We start from the raw sequence: 21926 nt of genomic DNA on the forward strand, positions 1-21926 counted from the left end.
GAGAGAAATGCAATGGTAAAACAGTACAAAGAGTTAAAACAGCTTATTGATGATGCTAAACACATTTGTTTTTTTACGGGAGCAGGAATGAGCACAGAGTCGGGTATACCTGACTTTCGCTCCCAAAATGGCTTATATCGCCAAAACAAAAGCTTTGTGGACGTAGTAGCTGCTGACTTCTATGAACAGTATCCTCATGAATTTTGGCCGCTGTTTAAAGAAATTTTTCATATTAAAATGCTGCATCAGTATAAAGCAAATACGGGCCATCGCTTTATTGCTGAATTAGAAGAAGCCAAAACCGTGCATGTAATTACGCAAAATATTGATGGCTTGCATCAAGATGCAGGAAGCACGAACGTTTTTGAAATTCATGGGTCCATTAAGAGAGCTCATTGTCCGAGCTGTAAACAAGAGTATGACTTAGCGTATTTAAATCAGTCAGCGCTCCCACAATGTACAGCGTGTGAGCGCCTTTTAAAGCCAAATGTTGTTCTTTTTGGAGATGCCATTCATCAGTTCGATGAAGCAGTTACAGCAGCGCTGTCATCTGATTTATTCATCGTGCTTGGTTCATCACTTGAAGTAGCACCGATTAATCAGATTCCGCTGCTTGTGAGCCGGTACAATCGTACAAACATGGTGATGATTAATAAAGAACCTACGCATTACGATTATTTGTTTGATTTGGTTATCTATGATTCCATTGGACAAGTGGTCGCAAATTTATAAGCGTCTATGCATGGACATAGCGCTTTTTTAGCATTTAGTGATAAAGTGTAGGGATGTATCATATGGTGTAGTACATCATCCATTCGCTAATGGATAGAAGGGATGTTTGCGTATATGAGTGGAGGCTTGAGAGTTTGTCTCTTCATTGTTGGTATTGCACTCAAAGTGACATCTGTTTTGACTTTGATTTTTGAAATGAATCTCGTCCCTATTCATGGAAGGAGTCTCGCATATTATGCTGAAGCAATAGGTATGAAACTCCCCCTTATCTGTTTTGTCTTTGGTTTTTTTTGTGTAGCAGCAAGCTTTTATTTACCTGCTAAAAATCGCCGCACTAGTAAATAGCAAGGGCAGGAGACTAACTAAAACGTTTGACTGCAAAGTTTTTAACATTTAAAATAAAGTCAATAAGTTTAAAAAGAAATAGGATAATTATTCCTTAATCTTTTTAGATATACGGAAATAGAGGTGATTGGATGGGGCAGTGTACCACGTTGGCGAAGTAGCATTATATGCACCAGTGTCAAAGCGTACAATACAGTATTATACAAACCAACATTTGCTTCACGCATATCGCTCTTTATCACATAATCGCTCTTTTAAGACGTTAACAGACTTTAACTTTATAAAGATTGGAAACTACTAAATTTTTTATAAATGAATGAAAGAGAGAATCAGCGCTGAAGCAACATCATGAAATGAAGCGATGTGAGCCATTGCTTCACATCTAGAACAGCTGAATAAAGAATGACCTGCTACATTAACGAGTGAAACGTGAGATAAGGAAGAAAGACTGGCAGTTTTGCTCCATATAAAAATGTTTATACATTTATCATGTGATTCCTCCTTATAGGCACTTTTCCAAGTGATCAGTACAGGGATAGAGTTCTTTATCCAAATTTTTTATTTTTTAGGAGGTGAGTCCTTACTCGTTTTTAAACGAGCTAAGGAACTTGATTGGACATATTTAACTTGATTTTACTAGCGGTACTGATTGCATTAACTGCTTTTTTCGTTGCTACCGAGTTTGCGATTATTCGCGTGAGGAGTTCCAAAGTGGATCAGCTTATAGCAGAAGGGAGCAGCAATGCAAAAGCTGCGAAGCAAGTTATTTCAAATTTAGATGAATACTTATCTGCGTGTCAGCTTGGTATTACGATTACTGCGCTGGGAATTGGTTGGTTAGGAGAGCCTACACTTTCGCATCTCCTCTCCCCATTACTTGATCAACTAGGGATAAGCGGAGCTTTAACAAAAGTACTATCTGTTGCGATTTCTTTTGCGATTGTTACATTTATAAATGTTGTGGTCGGAGAGCTTGCTCCGAAAACATTTGCAATTCAAAAAGCAGAGAAAGTCACTTTATTATTTGTTCGTCCGCTTATACTCTTTTATAAAGTAACCTATCCTTTCATTTGGCTATTAAACAGTTCTTCTCGTTTAATAACAGGGTTATTTGGTCTAAAGCCTGCTTCAGAAAATGAGCTTGCACACAGTGAAGAAGAGCTTCGCATCTTGTTATCAGAAAGCTATAAAAGCGGTGAAATCAATCAATCGGAGTTTAAATATGTAAGTAAAATTTTTGACTTTGATGATCGCGTTGCCAAGGAGATTATGGTGCCGCGTACGGAAGTCGTTTCGATTGACCAAGAAGATACGGTCGAATACATCCTTGAGATGGTCCAAGAAGAGCGGTTTACCCGCTATCCGGTCATTGATGGAGATAAAGACCATATTATTGGAATGGTCAATATGAAAGAGATTTTAACCGAGATTGTCATGAATAACAGCAAGGAAAAAATAGATTTAAAACAGTATATCCGTCCTGTTATTGAAGTAATTGAATCGATTCCTATTCATGATTTATTGCTTAAGATGCAGCGTGAACGCATCCATATGGCTATTTTAATTGATGAATACGGTGGAACAGCAGGGATTGTAACAGTAGAGGATATTTTAGAGGAAATTGTCGGTGAAATTCGTGATGAATTTGATGCAGATGAACTTCCATTAATTCAGAAAGTCAAACCTGATCATTATATTGTAGATGGAAAATTATTGGTAAGTGAGCTTAATGAGCTGCTTGGCACAACAATTGATGATACGGATGTTGATACAATTGGAGGCTGGGTCTTGACGGAGAAATATGACGTCAAGCAAGGAGAAAGCCTTAGCTTTGAACAGTATGACTTTACCGTTACGAAAATGGAAGGCCATCACATTCAATATATTGATGTGATCAAAAAACGTCAGGTGCATCAAATCACAGATGAAGCGGTTAATGTGTCGGACATGAACCAGTCACAAGCTTTGTCTTCATAATAAGAAGGCGCATTGCGAAAGAGCAGTGCGTCTTTTTGTTATAGAAAAGTGTGCAGGGAAGATGACAAAGTCAGACAAAGTCATATGATGGAACTAAGGGATAATATTACCGCTATGAATCTTAAAATCAATTTGCTTTAATAAAAGTATGAAAACTCTATCAAAACTTTTATTAGTAACATTGTTGTCTGTCACTCTAGCTTTTGGTCTTAATAACACTGCGCAAGCAGCAACCGTACATACCGTTCAATCGGGAGATACGATGTGGAAAATAGCAGTAAAATATCAGGTTGGCGTTTCCGAGCTGATTGAAGCGAATTCTGCTATTAAAAATCCTAATTCGATCTATCCGGGACAGAAAATTACTATTCCAACCGATAAAGCAGGAAGTTCATACGAAGAGCAAGTGGTTCAGCTAGTGAATCAAGAACGTGCTAAAGCAGGACTTAAGCCTTTAAAGTCTAATTGGGAAGTAGCTCGCGTTGCTCGCTATAAATCGCAGGATATGATTGATAAAAATTATTTCAGTCATACATCACCTACATATGGAAGTCCGTTCGACATGATGAAAAACTTTGGCATTACATACAGTACAGCAGGTGAAAATATTGCTGCTGGACAAGCAACTCCAAAAGAAGTGGTTAACGCATGGATGAATAGCGAAGGTCACCGTAAAAACATACTATCGAGTCAATTTACCGAAATCGGAGTAGGTTACGCTAAAGGCGGAAGCTACGGCCATTACTGGACTCAAATGTTCATTTCAAACTAAAAAAGAAAGGAAAAAAAGCTGACTACTAAGTCAGCTTTTTTTTAGCTTCGAGCACTTTCTAGAAATTCTTTTGGATTGCCAGAAAGCTTTCCGTCCTGCTCAACGATGAGTGTGCGCGTCGGGAAGGCAAATTCTACGCCTTCTTCTTCAAGAATGTCCATAATTTCGAAGTTTATATTTTCTTTTACATCTAGATAATCAGCAAAAACGGTTGTATTTGTAAAGAAATACAGATAGATATTTAGACTAGATTCATAGAAGCCGTCAAAATTTACAAGAATCGTTTCATTGTGAATTTCTTCGTGCTCAGTCAGCATTTTTTTAATTCTTGCCACCACGGTTTCTAACTTTTCTTTTGGTGTATTATAATTCAAGTTTAAATGAAAGGCAATTTGGCGTTTCCCCATTTTAGCCCAGTTAATAATAGGTTCATTAGAAAGAGTAGCATTTGGAACCGTTACGACTGCTTGAGCGAACGTTCGGACTTTGGTGCTTCGAAACGTAATATCTTCTACAACGCCTTCAACACTAGGTGTTTTAATCCAATCTCCAATGGTAAAAGGCTTTTCGGTAATAATTACAATTCCGCCGAATAAATTACTAACGGTGTCTTTTGCGGCTAGGGCAAAAGCAAGACCACCTAAGCCAAGACCCGCTACAAAGCCGTTTACGTTAAAACCCCATTCTTCTGCGATGATGGAGATAGAAAGCATAACAACAACGATGCGGATGAACTTTTCAATAAAAGGAATAATGATTCGATCCACTTGGATATCAAAATTTTTGGCAAACGTTGCAAAAAATAAATTGGTAGAAGCAGCTAAATTATACAAGCCCCATCCTGCAAGGCCAACAGAAGCTGAACGAACTAAATGCCTTTCCGTGTCAGCTGTTAAAACATCAAAGGGAAGATAGGGAAGAGCAAGCTTAAAACCAATAATCACAAAGATCCAGCGCAGCGGCTTTTCAAAAGCTTCTAAAACGCTCGTAATTAAATCGATTTTTTTATTTTTGACAAAACCAATAATAAACTTAAACAAATAAGTCGTGAAAAGCTTGCGAAGAATTAAAAAGATCAAAAAGATCCCAATCGCAATCACGATTTTTTTCCAATCATCTAACGATGACAGAGACTTCAAAAAATCCATACAATCCTCCTAGTTACCAAAACTGTGCTACAGTCCATTTATATCCGTCGATTGAAAGCATTCCTATGTAGAGTGTTCTTTACCCTAAATTCATGCTTTTTAAAAGCTTCTTCCCTATTAAAATAGCACAAAAATACCTGTAAATCTATTTAAGTGATAATTATGAATATATCTCTTTTTAGCAAAAGAGACAGGCAATAGTCTGAAAATAAGTTGTATAATAAATAGGTGATATTATAAACGTTAATTTATCTTATTATTTATTTAAAACATGCGTTGGAGGGAGAAGCTTTGTTAAGTCAATTAAATAGAATGCTAGAAAAATTGATGCCGTTTATTACGCCTGTCAGCTTGCTCATAGGAGTTCTTATCGGTTCGTCCTTAAGTCAGTATACCTTCTTAATTCCCTGGCTTTTTGCATTAATGACGTTTGCCGGAAGTTTGAATTCAAACTTTCACCAGTTAAATGCCACGATACACCGCCCATTTCCAATCATTATGGCCCTGTTTGTTTTACATATTTTTATGCCAGCGTGGGCTTGGAGCGTTGGCCAAGTGATTTTTCCACATGATGTATTTACAAGCACGGGTCTTTTGCTAGCAGCGATTATTCCAACAGGAGTGACTAGTTTTATATGGGTCTCGATTTACAAAGGAAGCATTCCTCTTGCGCTATCCATTATTTTAATTGATACTCTTTTGGCGCCGCTTATCGTTCCTTATACGCTTTTATTGGTGGTTGGAGACACCGTGCATTTGGAAGCGCTGAAGTTAGTCAAAGATTTATGTTTTATGATTGTCCTTCCATCTTTGTTAGGCATGTGCTTAAATCAATATACAAAAGGAACAATTAAGCAGACATTAGGACCAAAGCTGGCACCTGTTTCGAAAATAGGGCTAAGTGTGATGGTTATGATAAATGGGGGAGTGATTGCACCTTATTTAAAACATATTGATAAAAAACTGCTGTTTATTATCGTGATTGTCTTTTTAATGAGTTCAGCTGGTTATTTCTTCAGCTGGATGATTGGCAAATGGCTAAGATGGGACCGAGCAAAAGTTGTGACGCTTACGTTTTGCGGAGGCATGAGAAATATTAGCGCCGGAGCCGTGTTAGCCGTATCTTATTTTCCAGCTCCCGTTGCTGTACCCGTCGTATTAGGGATGTTATTTCAGCAGGTATTAGCTGCTTTATCAGGGCGTTTAGTTCAAAACTATTACGAGAAAAAAGACGCTGAATTTGTTTCGTTAAAATAAATGGAAAAAGCAAGGGACGAACTACAGTAATCATAAATTAAGCACTCTGCTTTAACGATCAGAGATAAGGTACTTTTACACTTGCTCAGTTCAATATAATGAGATGATTAGAAAAAGGTACGGTGTGACATACTAGAAAGAAAAAGGTCGGATATTCTTGCTTATTAATATAGCGCTGGCGTTTGTTTTACCTTGGGTTTTCGGCACCCTCTATTTACATCCTAAAAATCGTCGTTTACTGCCTTTAGTAGGAACTGCTTTTTGCATTTTAGCAATCGTTATCAATGAATTAGGGAGCTATTATGGCTTTTGGAAACTCCGGACTTCTTTAGAAAATGAAGCATTAGAAGCGCTGCCTTTTAATTTAGGTGTCTATCCTGTATTGGCCAGCTATATGATTTTTTTAATCCAGCGAATCGGAAAGCCTCATTTTTTTATTCTGCTTATTGCGCTGCTTACAACATTTTTAGAAGGAACGTATATGTATACGGACAGAGTGATATACGGAAACGGATGGAATCTCGGCTGGACATTTTTTTCCTACTGGATTCCGTACAGCGTGATTTATTTGTACTATAGGTATTTGGTGAATCTTAGACTGCTTCATTAGAAGGAAGAAAAAGAAGTAAATATGCGCATTAAAAAAAGCCGTGAATATTCACGGCTTTTTTGTTAAATTGCTTTTTTTGAGCTAGATTTATCTTCTGAATGATCCCATGCATCAATATTATCAAGTCCAGAAATACTGTCTTGATAGAAGACAGGGTCTTTTCCAGCTTTCTTTTGGGCAAGATAATCTTTAAGTGCAGAAAAGGCCACTTTCGAAAGCAAGAGAATGGCAATTAAGTTGACTACTACCATAAAGCCCATAAACAGGTCTGCTAAGTCCCATACAAGCTGAATTTGAGAAATAGAACCGAACACAATCATTGCAAGTACAGCAACACGATAAGTCATCAGCCAAGCTTTATTTGTGTTCAAGAACTCAATATTTGTTTCTCCGTAGTAGTAGTTACCAATTAACGTACTAAAAGCAAATAGGAAAATCATAATCGCAAGAGCGCCTGCTGCCCAAGAACCAATATGAGTGCTTAAAGCAGCCTGTGTTAACTCAATACCGCTTAAGTTTTTATTTGTGTAAGCACCTGAAAGTAAAATGATAAAGGCAGTACTACTACAAATAATAAGCGTATCCGTTAATACACCAAAGGCTTGAATCAACCCTTGTTTTACCGGGTGGCTTGTTGTTGCAGCGGCTGCGGCGTTTGGCGCGCTACCCATACCCGCTTCATTTGAGAATAATCCGCGTTTAATTCCTTGCATAAGAGCTGCTCCAAGAGAACCTCCGGCAACTTGCTCAAAACCAAATGCATTCTTAACGATTTGAGCGATAAGAGAAGGCATTTCTTGAATGTTCATGATAATAATGAAGAACGCTACACCAATATAAGCAACAGCGAGTACCACAACAATGTATTCTGACATTTTTGCAATACGCTTAACTCCGCCAAAAATAATCGCAGCGAAAGCCACTGTCATAATAATTCCTAACACTAGACGATTCGTTCCGAACGCATTTTCAAACGCAAGGGTAATCGTGTTTGATTGTACAGCATTAAAAATTAAGCCGAATGATAAAGTGATTAAGATGGCAAACAGTCCGCCCATCCAGCGCTTTTTTAACCCTTTTTCCATATAGTAAGCCGGTCCGCCTCGGAAGCCGCCGTCTTTGTCTTTTACTTTGTATATTTGTGCTAACGTACTCTCGATAAATGCTGAAGCTGAACCAATAACGGCAAGCACCCACATCCAAAATACAGCACCAGGTCCCCCTAAAGCGATCGCAATCGCAATACCTGTAATGTTCCCCGTACCAACGCGGGCTGCCATACTGATACAAAACGCTTGGAATGGCGAAATTCCGTCTTTAGAAGAGCTATCTGCACCTTCTTTTAATACACGAATCATTTCTTTTAACAGCCGAATTTGTAAAAACTTTGACCTGAATGTAAAAAACAAACCAAATGCAATCAGCATCGCAATCAGTAAGTAGGACCAAAGAAATTCGTTGATTGAACTAACAAAACCTTGAACTACTTCTTGCATAGTTTCACCTCTTCATGAATTATAGTAGAATAATAATAAAAAACGTGAATTTATAGAATTTTCCCTCTATTTAGATAGATCTCCCTATTTCCCCGCTGTTTTTCTTCATTATCCTTGTCGAATCTTGTTGCTAAATCTGAACCTTATATATATATAAAATAATAATTTTGGTCTTTTGTCAACTAACCTCACATGGAAAAATAGGGTGATATGACAAATGAAGCGGGTATGAAAAGGCGATAACAGCAGGGATGAAAGAAATTTCATTTTGTTTTACTTAATTGTTGCTAGAAAATAAAAGTTTTAGGCCAAGTACGCCAAAAACCGTTCCTTTTACATATTTTAATGTGTGCTGAAAGATACGGCTTTTTTTGACTTTTTTCCCAAGGCCAGAAGCAAATAGCGCAATAAGTGAAAAGATGATGAGCGTTTCGGCGATAAAGATGATACCGAACAAAATCATCTGCAAACTTACATGTCCAAGAGACGAATTAACAAACTGCGGTAAGAACGTAATGAAGAAAATAGCTACTTTTGGATTGGTTAAGTTGCTAACAAATCCTTTTCTAAAGTGATGGTGCTGCTGAACGTTTTCTGTTAATTCCAACGGACCGCTTTTCTCGCGAAACGATTGGTAGGCTAAAAACAGCAGGTACAGAACACCTACAACCTTTAGAATCGTAAAGGCAATAATTGATTTTTGAAAGATAATTGATAGCCCCACTGCGGCTAAAAGAGTATGTACAAATGTTCCCGTGATAGATCCCAATACGGTTTTGATGCCTGCTTTGACGCCTGAAGCAATACTTTGTGTCATTACGAAAATCATGTCTTGTCCTGGTATTAAGACAATGATAAGTGACACAGCTATGTAAGGTATAAGCCAAGAAAATGTCATGATGATTCCCTCCCAACAGAATTTTAACCATTTCGACAAAAAGTTCTCAAGAGTGTGTGCTAATGAATTAATAGATTAATGGAGTAAAGTTAAGGAGGTGTAAAAGCGTAAAAAGAGGTTATTCTCCTTAATAAAAATCAATAAAAGGTGTAGGAAAAAAATAGGTGGTATTGTATAATAATTCGATATACTTAATTTTTATAGAAAGAGGGTAAAAATTTATGAAGTACTGTTTAGCACAGCCGGAGGACGCTGCTACAGTTCACGATCTTATGCAACAAGCCTTCTCCGTCTATCGTGATTCTGTCCCACCGTCCAGTGCTCTTGATGAAACAACGGAATCTATTATGCAATCGTTAAAGCATGGAAAAGAAGCTGTCATTTTATCCGTCGAAAATAAGCCGGTAGCGATGGCGCGTTTTATGCTAGAAGAAGCGAGTTTATATTTTTACCGTCTATCTGTTATTCCCTCCTTTCAAGGAAAAGGAATGGCTAAGCAGCTTATTCAATGGTTAGAAGCGTACGCCAAAGAGTGTGGTAAGGAAAGTTTATCATGCAAGGTGAGAATGAGCGTTTCTCGTAATATAGCTTTGTATGAATCAATCGGCTTTTACATAGAGGAAAAAGAAATCGTACATAGAGACGGAGTGAATATTCCCGTAGTAAATATGAAAAAAGAGATTCTAAAAGGAGTAATGGCATGAATAAATCAACTCTTCCTTTACCGCCTTCTGTCTTTCTTTTAATCGGTGTATTAGCCGTTTCTTTTTCTTCTGTTTTAATTAAATGGTCGGACGCGCCTGCTTCTATTTTAGGAATGTATAGACTGCTGTTTACGGTCCTTTTATTTTTACCGTTTTTACCATGGAGGCAAATGAAAATTCTTTTTAAAAACAGCACGGTAAAAGAATGGCTAATGCTAGCTGTATCAGGCGTGTTTTTAGGGCTTCACTTTCTGTTTTGGATGGAGTCTTTTTCACATACAACAGTTGCTAGTGCTATGATTTTGACTGCGCTTGAGCCGGTCTTCGTAGTGATAGGAGCTTATTTTTTATTTAAAGAAAAAACAAGCAAAGTAGGAATCATCAGCATTTTAATTGCTGTTAGCGGCTCGGTAATTATTGCATCGGGAGATATCGGAGTATCTAAAACGGCTCTTTACGGAGACTTACTTTCTATTTTAGGTACAGTAGTTGTTTCTGTTCATATGCTGGCAGGGCAAGAATTATGCAGAAAAATGCCTTCAATCATCTATAGCTTCGCCGTTTTTTTAATCGGTGGCCTGGTTCTATTTGTCTACAATATTTGTACAAACGTATCGTTGACTCAGTATGACCCAAAAGATTGGTGGATCTTTTTACTTTTAGCGCTTATTCCTAATATTTTTGGTCATGCCTTATTCAACTGGCTTTTAAATTACGTAGGTGCTACAACGATCTCAATGGCTATTTTAGGAGAGCCAATTGGTGCCATCATTCTAGCTTATTTCTTGCTTGGAGAAATGACAACTGTTTCTCAGCTAGTGGGAGGGATGATTGTGATGATTAGTGTGATGATCTTCTTAAAGTACAAAGCAGAAGAGCCAGAAAAAGTCATGGCTCTTCAAGAAAAGTCCAATATCAGCTAATTGGATAGGCAAGCAGCACCGAGTATGATACAGTTTATTTATCATTATTTACCATTTGATAAAGAGGCTTTTATTAAACTACATAAAGCGGGTGTAAATATGCTGAAAAAACTAACGGACCATGTTTATTACTTTCCTCATTCTGAAGAAACGGATCGGCCGGTGCTCGGGCTTATATGCGGGGAGAAGTATAGTTTCATCGTAGATGCCGGGAATTCTCCTGCGCATGCATCATTATTTTTAGAAGAAGTTGGAAAAATGGGCGTCCCTCCAATCAAAGGAGTAGCGATTACGCATTGGCACTGGGATCATACATTTGGCATTCATGCCATGAACAAGTATACAATCAGCCATCATCTAACAAAGAAAAAGCTGGCTTATTTAAAGACACTGCGCTGGGACGATGATGCCTTGGATAAACGTGTTCGGGAAGGTGAAGAAATCGAATTTTGCCGGGACATGATAAAGAAAGAAATGCCGAGTCGAGAGACGTTAATTTTACAGGAGCCGGACGTAACGTTTCATCATCATATGGAAGTTGACCTAGGTGGAATAACTTGTTGCATTCAGCATATTGGAGGAGTACACGCGCAGGACTCGTCCATTGTCTACATACCCCAAGAAAAAGTCCTGTTTTTAGGTGATTGTCTATGCCCAGATCTTTATAGCGGTGACTGGAGCTATGATAAAGAAGACTTTGAGCGGATTCAAAGAGAACTTAAAAAATATGATGCGCAGTATTATCTCTCATCTCATTTTGACCCTGAAACTTCTGAGGAACTTTGGCGAGATTTAAACCAATTGAGTGCGATTGGAGAAATTGTAGGAAATGAAGTCGATTTAGAAAAAGCATGTTTTCAGTTTGAATGTGAAACGTATAAGAAGCCAACAAATGAGCAAAAAGAGAGAATACAGTATTTTGTTAATGGAAATGTCAAACGCAAAAGCAGAGAACTGTTTTGATAGTTTATGCATAATGGTAAATAAGCCCGCCTGTTCATACTATATTATGAGCAGGCGGGCTTATTCAATTGGTTGTGCTGTGATATAAGCTTTAAGTTATGATAGTAAAATAAATAACTTGACGAAACTAAGTTATAAAAATATAATAAGTTACATAAAGTAAGTTAATTAAAAAATGATATATTCAAAAGGAGAAATAATCATGAACTTTCACCGTGCACCCCATGTATTTGTTGGGAAAGTAAATTTAAAAGTAGAAAATGTAGAGCGTTCACTTGCTTTTTATCAGCAAATAATCGGGTTTAAACTTTTAGGGAGAAAAGAGAACAAAGCCTTGCTAACAGCTGATGGACGCACGGCGCTTTTATCGATTGAACAGCCGGAAAATGTTACAGCAAAACAGCCTCGTACAACAGGCTTATATCATTTTGCTCTATTGTTGCCGACTCGTTCTGATTTAGGAAATGTTCTTCAGCATTTGTTAAATAGCGGTTATCCGCTTCAAGGGGCGTCTGATCATCTAGTGAGCGAAGCGCTGTACTTGGCAGATCCAGATGGAAACGGCATAGAGATTTATCGAGATCGTCCGTCAAGTACATGGGAATGGAATGACAGTGAAGTAGTAATGGCTACAAAGCCTTTAGATGCAGAAGCGATATTATCTGAAGGAAACGGTAAACCATGGACAGGATTACCTTCAGCTACCTTAATGGGACATATTCACCTTCACGTTTCTGAATTAGAGCAAACGGAAAACTTTTATCGAAATGGATTAGGTTTTGAGGTTGTTAGCAATTACCATAATCAAGCACTGTTTATTTCAACTGGGCGCTATCATCATCACATCGGACTAAACGTTTGGAATGGAATTGGAGCGCCTAGTCCTCTTGAAAGCAGCGTTGGTTTGGAGTCATTTACACTTGTTTTTCCAGCTGAAGAAGCAAGGGAGCATGCAATAAGTCAGCTTCGTGAAATTGGAGCAGCTGTGTCTAAAGAAAACCAAGATTTCATCACAAAAGATCCATCAGGCAATATAATTAGATTAGTCCTTTAACATAAAAGCTGCCGCAGTTGGCAGCTTTTATTTATCGCAATGTTCGTCAAAATAGGAAAGAAATGTACACTTTTTTCTCAAATAGCAAGATGATAATGGCGAAAATAGTGTTATTTTCAGGGAAATAAACGAAGAGTCTTATGCTTAAAAAAGTTTGTAAACAAGCGGGCGTGGGAATAAAATACATATCTAGCATCATTTCTTATCGCTATTGAATCTTTATATAAAGTCTTTTCATATAAAACCTTGAAGGAAGGGAGCGGAAACCTGTGAGATATAAAGTGAAACATTGGCTTAGATTAACTTCAGACGAGCGCTATCTTGTATTGTTTGCTACTGCTGCTTTGCAAAAAGAAAAGCGATAAAAGAGTTGTTAATAGTAAGGAAAGTAGCTTTATATGCTAACGAAAAGGTAATAAAAGGCCTGAAAATAATATATTTATTTTCAGGCCTTTTATTGTTTTCAAACTTTTTTAAGTTAACTGTTGAGAGATAGCTTCAGCCGTTTGTTTGCCGTTTGTTATACACGCTGCAATGCCTACTCCATAGTAAGAACAGCCGGCTAATGTAATAGCGGGGTGCTTGTCATGCAATTTTTGAGTCAAGCTGCGTACAAGTTCACCGTGTTTGAGGTGATAGGTAGGCATCAATTTATCCCAATTGGTTACGTCGCTTTCAATGGGCTGCTCTTTGATTCCTAAGCTGTTTTCAATGTCCTTTTGTGCCACTGCTAGCAGCTCTGCTTTTGACATCGTCCGCAGGCTGTCAAAGTGGTGACTCGTGCTTTTATAAAATAAGCGAACTAACAAATTCCCTCGCTTAGAGGTGTGAGCCCATTTTTTGCTCGTCCACGTGCAGGCATTGGCGATTAAGTTGCTTGATTGAGAAGCAATAAACCCGGTGCCTTCAGCGGGAAGGTATTCGTCTGGAACGTCATAGCCGATGTACACGCTAATGAGAGAAGAATCTTTTAACTGCTCAAAGTCTTCGTTTAATTCGCGATCGTTCAACAGGTGCTGAGCAGTCGTGTGCGGTGTAGCTAACACCACGTAATCTGCTGAATAGGCTTGCCCCGGCGTACTGATTTGGTAGCGCTCACCGTTCCGTTTTATGCTGGTGGTTGGCGTATCTTTTAAAATCGTTACATCAGAAAGCTCTTCTTCTAAGCGGTGAATAATCGTTGATAAACCTTGTTTAAACGAAATGAATTTTTTATTTCCTGCCGTTTTAAATTTCTTTTCATTGGCGCCCATTCCTTTAATGATGCTGCCGTACGTGTTTTTGTAGTCGAGCAAATACGGGAGAGTCGAAGAAATCGTGAGTTTGTCTAAATCGCCAGAGTAGACGCCGGATAAAATAGGTGCAATTTGTTTTTCTACTAGCTCTTCTCCTAAAAAATGTTTTAAAAAGAGTCCAATTGAGCTGTCTTTCGTAAACATTGTATTTTTAGTGATTAAGTCTTTTAAAGCTGTAATTTTAGCTTTTGAAGAAATCAGCTCGCTTTTAAAAAGAGATTCCACGCTTGTTGGAATACCGAACATGGTATCTTCAGGAATTGGCAGCAGCTCATTAGCAGAGTAAATAAACGATTTGCCCGTTTCGTTATAGACTAAATCGTTTGTTAAGTACAGCTCTTCTAGCAGAGGCATAACGTTTTCTTTTCGAGCCACAATAGAATCTGCCCCTGTTTCCATAATAAATTCCCCAGCTTCACGCGTATTGATTTTCCCTCCTAAATGGGCATGTTTCTCTAGTAATAATAATTTGAGCGGGAGATTACGTTCTCGTTTTAGTTTCTGCAAATAGTACAGAGTGGTTAAGCCCGTAATTCCTCCTCCAATAACAGCGACTGTTTTCAAAATATTCACTCCTACATGTTCAACAATTAGTCTGTAATATACGAAAATCATACCACTATGACTAGGAAAAGTGTAATGAATTGATTGTGAACATAGTGTGTGCAAACGCGAAAAGAAATATTGAAACTATACGATTAGATATTTTGAAATTACATAAAATAAAAGCTCATACACGTAGAGAAAATGACTGAAACGCAGCAGTGAAGAAAGGAGGAAGCATCATGCTCGGCGGTTTTATGGAAACGCTGAAAAAAGACTGGCTCGCTTTAGTATTAATAAGTGTTCTTATATGCGGTATTACCTTAAACGTACGAGCTGAAGAGAAGAGCGGACGAAGCGGATACATCGAACCAAAGCTAGTTTTTCCTGTGATCAGTGATGTTCATATTAAAGAAACAGGAACGCTTGATTTGCGTACTTTTCAACATGCGTTAACGCAGTTAAATGAACAGGCACCGAAACAAGATGCATTTGTAGTAGTAGGAGATTTGGCTGATACCGGTGCGTTAAAAGAATACGACCGCTTTTTTTCTATTTATAATCAAAATAAACAGCCGCAGGCCGTATCTCTTTTTACGATTGGTAATCATGAATACCGGGACAGCGTAACTAATCAGCAAGCGCAGCAGCGTTTTTTATCTAAAACTAAAATGAAAGCTCTTTATTTTCACCAAGTGATAAAAGGATATCATTTTATCATGCTTGGGACAGAAAGCCGTCTGACCGCCGGTGATTATTCAATCAAACAAATTAACTGGCTTGCTGAACAGCTGAAAATAGCAAAGCGAGATGATCCTAAAAAACCGATTTTTGTCTTTATTCATCAGCCTATTAACAATACACTGTACGGGAAAAACAGATGGGGAATAGAAGTGAATGAACAGCTTCTTTACAATGCGTTAAAATCTTATCCGCAAGTCATTACGTTTTCTGGTCATACCCACCATCCGTTGGACGACCCTCGTACTATTTTTCAAAGAGATTTTACGTCTCTTGCAACGTCTTCTGTTCGGTATATATGGCCTGGTGCCGGATATTTACAAGGTGAACTTCCTCCTGGCTACCGAGATGTGAGTCAAGGTCTTCTTGTAGAGGTTTATAATCGAAAAGTAGTCGTTAAAAGGCGGGATTTTCATGCAAATAAGTGGACGGGAGAAGCGTGGGAAATTGACATACCTGCAGATACAAAAAAATTTCACTACACGAATGAACGAGATTTAGTAAAACCGATTTTTCTTCCAAGCTCTACTATTTCTGTTATACAAGAAAAAGCTTCATCGAATCAGCTTTATATCCAGTTTACGCAAGCTGTGGATAATCTGATGGTTCACTCTTATCGCATTACCGTCAAAAATAAAGAAACTGGAGAAGTGGTCAAAACATATAATGCATTTTCTCAATATTACAGCGATCCTGTTCCGGATGTTCTAAGTCTTCCATTATCGGGTTTGCAGCCTCATACTGCGTATCAAATAGAAGTAGCGGCAGTGGATGCGTTTGACAATCAAAGCGACCAAAAATTAATCATTGAAGGCTCTACTAAATAGCTAAAAGAATCCTGATTTTTATTAATTCTTTTAGCTTTTTTTCATCTGTTTTTAATGTTATTTTCATTAGATTTTTAAGTGGAGTTGCTACACTGAAACTGTATTTAAAGTCATAATATGTAATTTTTATGAAAGTATTAAAATCAAAAGGAGTTTGTATGAAAGGATCTTTTGTACGTTTTTTAGTAGTAGGGCTGGTCAATACAGCAGTAGGTCTTTCCATTATGTATGTGCTGCTTCATATTTTTCATCACTACTGGGCAGCAACGTTTATCGGAAACGCAGCAGGAGCAGTCGTCAGCTACGTGTTAAATCGAATATTTACGTTTAAAAGCGGAGTTCATTTATCCAAAAGCATACTGCGTTTTATTTTGGTTATTGGCGTTTGCTACGGCTTGTCTTACTATATTGGACTGCAGTTTTCCAGCTGGTTATTGCATCAACTTCCTGCTGCTGTGCATCCGTTCAAAAAAGATGTCGGTATATTAATCGGAACAGGTCTGTATACGCTTTTAAATTATACGGGTCAAAAATACTTTGTATTTAATGCAAAAAAAGAAGCAGTCGTCGTACACGATTAGCTTTTAGTAATTATGAAATGGAAATAGGTGTTAACAGATGAAGAAAGAAACAGCTATGAATAAAGAAAAAACATTGCTTATTATCGCTTTCCTTTTGCTGCTTGCGTATGTATCCCCAATTTTTTTGCTCGGGGAAAATTCACATATACGCGTGCATGATAATTTAGACTCAAATATTACGTGGTATAAAGTTCTGCATCGAAGCGGAGAGCTGTTTGGCTCCAGGCATGCCGTATTACCTCAAATTATTAACGGATTGCCGAGGAATACGTTTGGAACAGAATTCAGCGGTATTCAGTGGCTGTATGGTTTGTTTCCTACCATGCTTGCGTACAGCCTCAGCCAAACGATTACGCGTGTATTTGCTTTAATTGGAATGTATTTATTACTAAAAAAGCATTTTATTAAAAGCGAGGATGCTTATGCGATTCGAGTGCTTGTATCACTTGCTTTTGCACTTACGCCTTTTTGGCCTTCGGGCATGCTGAGTACATTAGGGCAGCCGCTGGCGCTGTGGGCGTTTTTAACCATTCGAAACCGCGAAGGAACGTGGAAGGAATGGCTTACTCTTTTATTGCTTCCGTTTTACGCGAGCTTTGTGTTAGGATTTTTCTTCTTTTTAACGGCGATGGGAATGCTGTGGCTAAGAGATGCAGTTAAAAAGCGAGCGTGGAACATTCCTTTTTTAAGCAGTATTGCAGCGATGACCGCTGTCTTTCTGCTCATTGAATACCGGCTTGTTGATTCTCTTTTATTTCTAGAGGCCCCGACGAGTCGAAATGAATTTTTAAGCTCTACTCTAAGCTTTGGACATTCCGTTCGCCTTGCTTTTAAGAACTATACGCTTGGGCATACGCATGTAATGACGCTTCATACCTTTGTGATTTTACCGCTTTCTTTTATTGTACTGTGGATTGTTGCTCGGAATCAGAAAGGAAAGCTTGAAAAAACGTTTTTGCAGTTATTTATTTTTAATCTCCTACTGTCGATTTGGTATGCGTTTTGGTTTTATAAAGGATGGGAGCCGTTAAAAGAAAAATATCAGCTTTTTAATACGTTTAACTTTGCTAGATTTCATTTTTTACGCCCGCTCATTATTTATTTGATGTTTGCAGTTGGCAGCTATGTTTTATGGAAACGGAGCAAGGCGTGGAAAAAGTTTGTGTGGGTGTGTTTGATTTTACAGCTGCTTGTGTTGTTTATAGCGAATCCTGAACTTTATTATCGCTACAATCACGAGCCGTCAGTCAAAGAATTTTATGCTGTCCATCAATTCGATGAAATCAGCAGATATATAGGGAAACCTAAATCATCTTATCGGGTAGCAAGCATCGGGCTTCATCCATCAATTGCTCAGTATAACGGCTTTTATACGCTAGATACGTATAACAACTTCTATCCGTTAACGTATAAACATGAGTTTCGCAAAATCATTGCCAAAGAGCTTGATAAAAATAAAAAGTTAGAAAGCTACTATGATCACTGGGGGAACCGCTGCTATGTGTTTGTTAGCGAGCTAGGGAAAAAATATGATTACCGAAAAGACTCAACGAAAAAAATCCGTCATTTGCAGCTTAATATCAGCCAATTTAAAAAAATGGGCGGTCGCTATATCTTTTCAGCTGTGCCAATCGAAAATGCTGAAAGTGACGGTTTGCACTTTTTAAAAGCGTTTAACGATAAACAGTCCGCTTGGAAAGTGTATGTATATGAAGCAAAGTAAGGGGGCAATAACATGAACAGACCTATTTTAACGATTGTTGTTCCATGTTACAACGAAGAAGAAGTATTCACAGAAACATCTTTTCAATTAACTACTGTAGTAAAAGAACTGATAAATGAACGTCTTGTATCAAGTGAAAGTACCATTTTATTTGTAGACGATGGAAGCAAAGACAGCACGTGGTCGCTTATTGAAAAAGAAAGCTGCAGCAATTTGTTTGTAAAAGGGTTAAAGCTAGCGCGGAATGTAGGACATCAAAATGCTTTGCTCGCAGGACTAGAAGCAGCCCATAAGCAATCTGACTGCGTCATTTCCATTGACGCAGATTTGCAAGATGATATCAGCGTTATTCGTACTTTTATAGAGAAATATTGGCTTGGGTATGAAGTCGTATATGGTGTTCGAGACAGCAGAGAAACCGATACATTTTTTAAACGAACCACGGCAGTAGGGTTTTACCGTGTTATGAATAAGCTAGGAATTCAGCTCGTTCAAAATCACGCTGATTTTCGTCTCATGAGCAAACGTGCTCTTGGTGAACTTATGAAATATAAAGAAGGCAACGTCTTTTTACGAGGCCTTGTACCATTAGTAGGATTTCGCTCCACGGAAGTCACATATGACCGCAAAGAACGGACAGCGGGCGAATCAAAATATCCGTTAAAGAAAATGCTTGCTTTTGCATTTGATGGAATTACATCTTTTAGCGTAGCGCCGATACGCTTATTGACGCTGCTTGGAGGAGCTTCTTTTCTCTTTAGTATTGCGTTTGGTATTTATGCGCTGATTCAAAAATATTTAGATCATACGCAAATCGGCTGGACGTCTCTTATTTTATCAATTTGGCTTGTAGGCGGCCTGCAGCTAATGGGAATGGGTCTTGTCGGAGAATACATTGGCAAGATTTTTAACGAAGTGAAACAGCGTCCTAAATATGCGATTGAAAGAGATTTATATACAAAACACTCATTAGACACACAAAAAGATTTGCTTATGCATTAATAAGAAGCTTCTCCTAAATGGAGAGGCTTTTTTGTTAAAGCGTTTATCATAATTTTTAAGTGAACAGGAAATGCTACTACTAAAATTTCTAAGGAGATTAACATCTATGAAAAGACTATTTTATACAGCCAGCACTTTTTGTTTTGTTTGGCTTGCTTTTGCAACTATTCATGTTAGTGCTCTTTCGATTGAGAAGCTTCCAATGAAGAAATCATCTGAACAATGGTCGGTTGAACTGACAAAAGCGAGCATGACGGGAGATAATCAGCTAAAGTGGAAAAATAATGTCTATCATACATATGGATTAACCGTTGAAAACATTGGAAAAGACGTAGAGCGCGTGCAGGTCCAAGCTTTTCGGCACGAAGGAAAAAACAAGACGAAATACAGCTTGTTTTCTCCTATTGAAAGGTCTAACTTAAGCAAAAGCGGTCAGCGTTTTCGCTATGCCAATTTTGCTGTTCCTGGAAAAGCAGCAGGCTTAGACATCATGATTAACTGGACGGATGAACGAGGCAATCATCAAGAACATTTTGAATTTAAATAAAAGTCTTCGCTTAGGCGAAGACTTTTTTTGCAGGAATTTATCTCTGCATGTGGAAGACGAACACGAAAGGAGAGGTCGTAATGATTGTAAAAGCTACTGAAGAAGAAATACAGGAAATTCGGACGAAATCTGCTGATGCACTGTTTGAAGGAACAACGCATCAGTTTCAACCGTCAACTGAACGCGTAAATGAATTAATTGATAATGCCCTTCAAAAAGGATGTTATTATTTAGTATCTAGACAAGAAAATAAACTCGCAGGCTGGGTTCTTGCGGGACCATCTGCCGACTTCTTTTCAAAAGAAGAAATTGGCTTTATCTACGAGTTATATGTTTTACCAGAATACCGCGGGCAAGGTCTAGCCAAGCCGTTAATGCAAAAAGCAATTGATGAATTGTCTATCAAAGGCTACCCTGAAATGAGACTCAGCGTTCATGCTGGGAATTTTGCACAGCACGTGTATCGCGAACTTGGATTTATAGATAAACAAATATCAATGAGCCTGCAGGTGGTAAAACGTCCGTAACGTTGGTGAATGTCAGCGAGTCCATAAAACATAAGATGTTATACATGCGATGAGGTTCGGTAATGAAAGTAAAAGTAAATAAGTAGCCCAAACGGCGCCTTTATCTAGTACTTCAACGGCGCCTCCACCTGTATTGTCTGAAGGGGGGGGATCTTCAAGCGCGTTCATAATCAAAGCCGCCGCTGCTAAAATAATTCCTCCAATGCTTCCGGTTGTTTTGACAATTGCAATATGGAAAGTAGATGAAAAGGCAATGCTGAGAAGCAGCAGCAAGCTTCCCAAAAAAGCAGATAACATATATCGTTTCATGTGCTCACCATCCTTTATGAAAGCATACCATATTTTACTTCTTTTTTCTTTTTATTGAAAAGCTATTGACGTAACCTATAAAACATATTAGAATAGTCAGAAATAATTTAAAAACGGAATATTCTTATCTAGAGAGGTGGAGGGACTGGCCCTTTGAAGCCTCAGCAACCACAATTATTGAATGGTGCTAATTCCAGCATAGCCTAGCTCTGACAGATAAGAAGAGGAATCTTTTTCTATGATGAAATCCTCTTCTTAGGAAGAAACATTTCGTATAGAAAAGGTGATGACATTGAACAATAGACAAACAGCGTTAAGCACTGATGATTATTTAGATCTATACTTATTAGCGAAAGAAATAAAAGACGAAACGTGGCAGCAGGAAATTTTGGCCGCGCTAAAAACGCAGCAAAACCGTTCATTTGAAGAAAAACAATCCGCCCTCGTTCAAGAGATATGGGAAGATTTTAAACAGTTAAATGAAGATATTTCTTTTACGTATCGTTTAATTCAAGAAGAACCAACTAACGAACAATTTCAGGCTAAATTAAGTCGCTTGAGAGAACGGCGGATCACGCTGAGCCGTGAGTTATATTTAGCTAAAAAACAGTATGTTGAACACACGCAATAAAAAGATCCGCTTGAGAAACAAGCGGTTTTTTTGCGTGAAAATGTTAGAATCGTTATATTTCGGGTAGTAAATAGATAAGACAAGCAAAGGAGGGATAACAGTGGCCCAAGGTGTATTATGTGAAGTGAATGAGTGCATGTATTGGAAATCCGGAAATAAATGCAGTGCAGAGTCCATTTACGTTGTGAGTCCTGAAAGTAGTCACCATGTTTCTGAAACGGAAGAACCTGGCTGTAAAACTTTTGAACCCGCGAGATAAATGCTAGTTTTTATAAAAAAGCATAAAATGAACGATGCGCTGACGGAGTTGAGTCGGCGTTT

23 protein-coding genes and 1 riboswitch are annotated in these 21926 nt (G+C 38.1%); of the genes, 18 read left to right on the forward strand and 5 right to left on the reverse strand.

Annotation, left to right across the window (positions count from 1 at the left end):
* Nucleotides 1-12 precede the first annotated feature (12 nt).
* From AC2YJL_RS04620 to safA, 4 genes are all read left to right on the forward strand, one after another.
* Nucleotides 13-732 carry an NAD-dependent protein deacylase gene (locus AC2YJL_RS04620; protein ID WP_195696074.1) on the forward strand — a complete coding sequence of 240 codons (720 nt, stop codon included), beginning with the start codon at nucleotides 13-15 and terminating at the stop codon, nucleotides 730-732.
* Nucleotides 733-846: 114 nt separating this feature from the next.
* Nucleotides 847-1077 carry a YuzI family membrane protein gene (locus AC2YJL_RS04625; RefSeq protein ID WP_195697142.1) on the forward strand — a complete coding sequence of 77 codons (231 nt, stop codon included), beginning with the start codon at nucleotides 847-849 and terminating at the stop codon, nucleotides 1075-1077.
* Between the two features lie 612 nt (nucleotides 1078-1689).
* Nucleotides 1690-3054, forward strand: coding sequence for a hemolysin family protein (locus tag AC2YJL_RS04630; protein WP_195696075.1), 1365 nt, complete (start codon nucleotides 1690-1692; stop codon nucleotides 3052-3054).
* Nucleotides 3055-3202: 148 nt separating this feature from the next.
* On the forward strand, nucleotides 3203-3826 hold the full coding sequence (safA, locus tag AC2YJL_RS04635) for a SafA/ExsA family spore coat assembly protein (protein ID WP_082178423.1): 624 nt from the start codon (nucleotides 3203-3205) through the stop codon (nucleotides 3824-3826).
* A 41-nt stretch (nucleotides 3827-3867) separates the two neighbouring features.
* Here the strand turns inward: safA and AC2YJL_RS04640 are convergent, their stop codons facing one another.
* Nucleotides 3868-4974 carry a mechanosensitive ion channel family protein gene (locus AC2YJL_RS04640; protein ID WP_251568441.1) on the reverse strand — a complete coding sequence of 369 codons (1107 nt, stop codon included), beginning with the start codon at nucleotides 4972-4974 and terminating at the stop codon, nucleotides 3868-3870.
* Nucleotides 4975-5265: 291 nt separating this feature from the next.
* Here AC2YJL_RS04640 and AC2YJL_RS04645 point away from each other — a divergent pair, with 291 nt between their 5' ends.
* Both AC2YJL_RS04645 and AC2YJL_RS04650 read left to right on the forward strand, forming a co-directional pair.
* Nucleotides 5266-6231: a bile acid:sodium symporter family protein gene (locus AC2YJL_RS04645; protein WP_028410933.1), complete on the forward strand. Its 966-nt coding sequence runs from the start codon at nucleotides 5266-5268 to the stop codon at nucleotides 6229-6231.
* Nucleotides 6232-6388: 157 nt separating this feature from the next.
* Nucleotides 6389-6841 (forward strand): CBO0543 family protein, encoded by a 453-nt coding sequence (locus tag AC2YJL_RS04650; RefSeq protein ID WP_251568443.1) that lies wholly within the window; start codon nucleotides 6389-6391, stop codon nucleotides 6839-6841.
* A 62-nt stretch (nucleotides 6842-6903) separates the two neighbouring features.
* On the opposite strand, the gene AC2YJL_RS04655 is transcribed toward AC2YJL_RS04650, so the two are convergent.
* Both AC2YJL_RS04655 and AC2YJL_RS04660 read right to left on the reverse strand, forming a co-directional pair.
* Entirely contained in the window at nucleotides 6904-8337 is a 1434-nt protein-coding gene (locus AC2YJL_RS04655) for an alanine/glycine:cation symporter family protein (RefSeq protein ID WP_195696076.1), read from the reverse strand.
* A 277-nt stretch (nucleotides 8338-8614) separates the two neighbouring features.
* Nucleotides 8615-9235: a LysE family translocator gene (locus AC2YJL_RS04660; RefSeq protein WP_013058667.1), complete on the reverse strand. Its 621-nt coding sequence runs from the start codon at nucleotides 9233-9235 to the stop codon at nucleotides 8615-8617.
* A 221-nt stretch (nucleotides 9236-9456) separates the two neighbouring features.
* On the opposite strand from AC2YJL_RS04660, the gene AC2YJL_RS04665 reads away from it, so the two are divergent.
* The 4 genes from AC2YJL_RS04665 (at nucleotide 9457) to AC2YJL_RS04680 (ending at nucleotide 12879) form a co-directional block, all read left to right on the forward strand.
* Nucleotides 9457-9939: a GNAT family N-acetyltransferase gene (locus AC2YJL_RS04665; protein WP_195696077.1), complete on the forward strand. Its 483-nt coding sequence runs from the start codon at nucleotides 9457-9459 to the stop codon at nucleotides 9937-9939.
* On the forward strand, nucleotides 9936-10862 hold the full coding sequence (locus AC2YJL_RS04670; RefSeq protein ID WP_251568445.1) for a DMT family transporter: 927 nt from the start codon (nucleotides 9936-9938) through the stop codon (nucleotides 10860-10862). The genes AC2YJL_RS04665 and AC2YJL_RS04670 overlap by 4 nt, the downstream gene beginning before the upstream one ends.
* Before the next feature lie 24 nt (nucleotides 10863-10886).
* Nucleotides 10887-11825, forward strand: coding sequence for an MBL fold metallo-hydrolase (locus AC2YJL_RS04675; RefSeq protein WP_195696079.1), 939 nt, complete (start codon nucleotides 10887-10889; stop codon nucleotides 11823-11825).
* 202 nt (nucleotides 11826-12027) lie between these two features.
* Complete coding sequence (locus AC2YJL_RS04680) at nucleotides 12028-12879, forward strand: VOC family protein (RefSeq protein ID WP_195696080.1); 852 nt, start codon at nucleotides 12028-12030, stop codon at nucleotides 12877-12879.
* 473 nt (nucleotides 12880-13352) lie between these two features.
* Here the strand turns inward: AC2YJL_RS04680 and AC2YJL_RS04685 are convergent, their stop codons facing one another.
* Entirely contained in the window at nucleotides 13353-14738 is a 1386-nt protein-coding gene (locus AC2YJL_RS04685; protein ID WP_251568447.1) for a protoporphyrinogen oxidase, read from the reverse strand.
* Between the two features lie 221 nt (nucleotides 14739-14959).
* On the opposite strand from AC2YJL_RS04685, the gene AC2YJL_RS04690 reads away from it, so the two are divergent.
* The 6 genes from AC2YJL_RS04690 (at nucleotide 14960) to AC2YJL_RS04715 (ending at nucleotide 20665) form a co-directional block, all read left to right on the forward strand.
* Nucleotides 14960-16285: a metallophosphoesterase gene (locus tag AC2YJL_RS04690; protein WP_195696082.1), complete on the forward strand. Its 1326-nt coding sequence runs from the start codon at nucleotides 14960-14962 to the stop codon at nucleotides 16283-16285.
* Between the two features lie 158 nt (nucleotides 16286-16443).
* Nucleotides 16444-16866 carry a GtrA family protein gene (locus AC2YJL_RS04695; RefSeq protein ID WP_230933439.1) on the forward strand — a complete coding sequence of 141 codons (423 nt, stop codon included), beginning with the start codon at nucleotides 16444-16446 and terminating at the stop codon, nucleotides 16864-16866.
* 37 nt (nucleotides 16867-16903) lie between these two features.
* Nucleotides 16904-18589, forward strand: coding sequence for a DUF6044 family protein (locus AC2YJL_RS04700; protein WP_251568449.1), 1686 nt, complete (start codon nucleotides 16904-16906; stop codon nucleotides 18587-18589).
* Nucleotides 18590-18601: 12 nt separating this feature from the next.
* Nucleotides 18602-19591: a glycosyltransferase family 2 protein gene (locus tag AC2YJL_RS04705; RefSeq protein WP_016765263.1), complete on the forward strand. Its 990-nt coding sequence runs from the start codon at nucleotides 18602-18604 to the stop codon at nucleotides 19589-19591.
* Between the two features lie 106 nt (nucleotides 19592-19697).
* Nucleotides 19698-20138 (forward strand): hypothetical protein, encoded by a 441-nt coding sequence (locus tag AC2YJL_RS04710; RefSeq protein ID WP_230933437.1) that lies wholly within the window; start codon nucleotides 19698-19700, stop codon nucleotides 20136-20138.
* Between the two features lie 80 nt (nucleotides 20139-20218).
* Nucleotides 20219-20665, forward strand: a complete 447-nt coding sequence (locus tag AC2YJL_RS04715) for a GNAT family N-acetyltransferase (protein WP_251568450.1) — start codon at nucleotides 20219-20221, stop codon at nucleotides 20663-20665.
* 12 nt (nucleotides 20666-20677) lie between these two features.
* Here AC2YJL_RS04715 and AC2YJL_RS04720 read toward each other — a convergent pair whose 3' ends face one another.
* The gene (locus AC2YJL_RS04720; RefSeq protein ID WP_230933435.1) at nucleotides 20678-20974 is read right to left on the reverse strand and encodes a hypothetical protein; all 297 of its coding nucleotides are present in this window, start codon (nucleotides 20972-20974) and stop codon (nucleotides 20678-20680) included.
* Between the two features lie 121 nt (nucleotides 20975-21095).
* Nucleotides 21096-21197: riboswitch (SAM riboswitch) on the forward strand.
* 63 nt (nucleotides 21198-21260) lie between these two features.
* Here AC2YJL_RS04720 and AC2YJL_RS04725 point away from each other — a divergent pair.
* Together AC2YJL_RS04725 and AC2YJL_RS04730 are read left to right on the forward strand one after the other, a co-directional pair.
* Nucleotides 21261-21605: a hypothetical protein gene (locus tag AC2YJL_RS04725; protein WP_251568451.1), complete on the forward strand. Its 345-nt coding sequence runs from the start codon at nucleotides 21261-21263 to the stop codon at nucleotides 21603-21605.
* A 100-nt stretch (nucleotides 21606-21705) separates the two neighbouring features.
* Nucleotides 21706-21864 (forward strand): DUF1540 domain-containing protein, encoded by a 159-nt coding sequence (locus AC2YJL_RS04730; protein ID WP_016765258.1) that lies wholly within the window; start codon nucleotides 21706-21708, stop codon nucleotides 21862-21864.
* The last annotated feature ends 62 nt before the right edge of the window (nucleotides 21865-21926 follow it).

The organism is Priestia sp. SRI_019, from assembly GCF_057586255.1.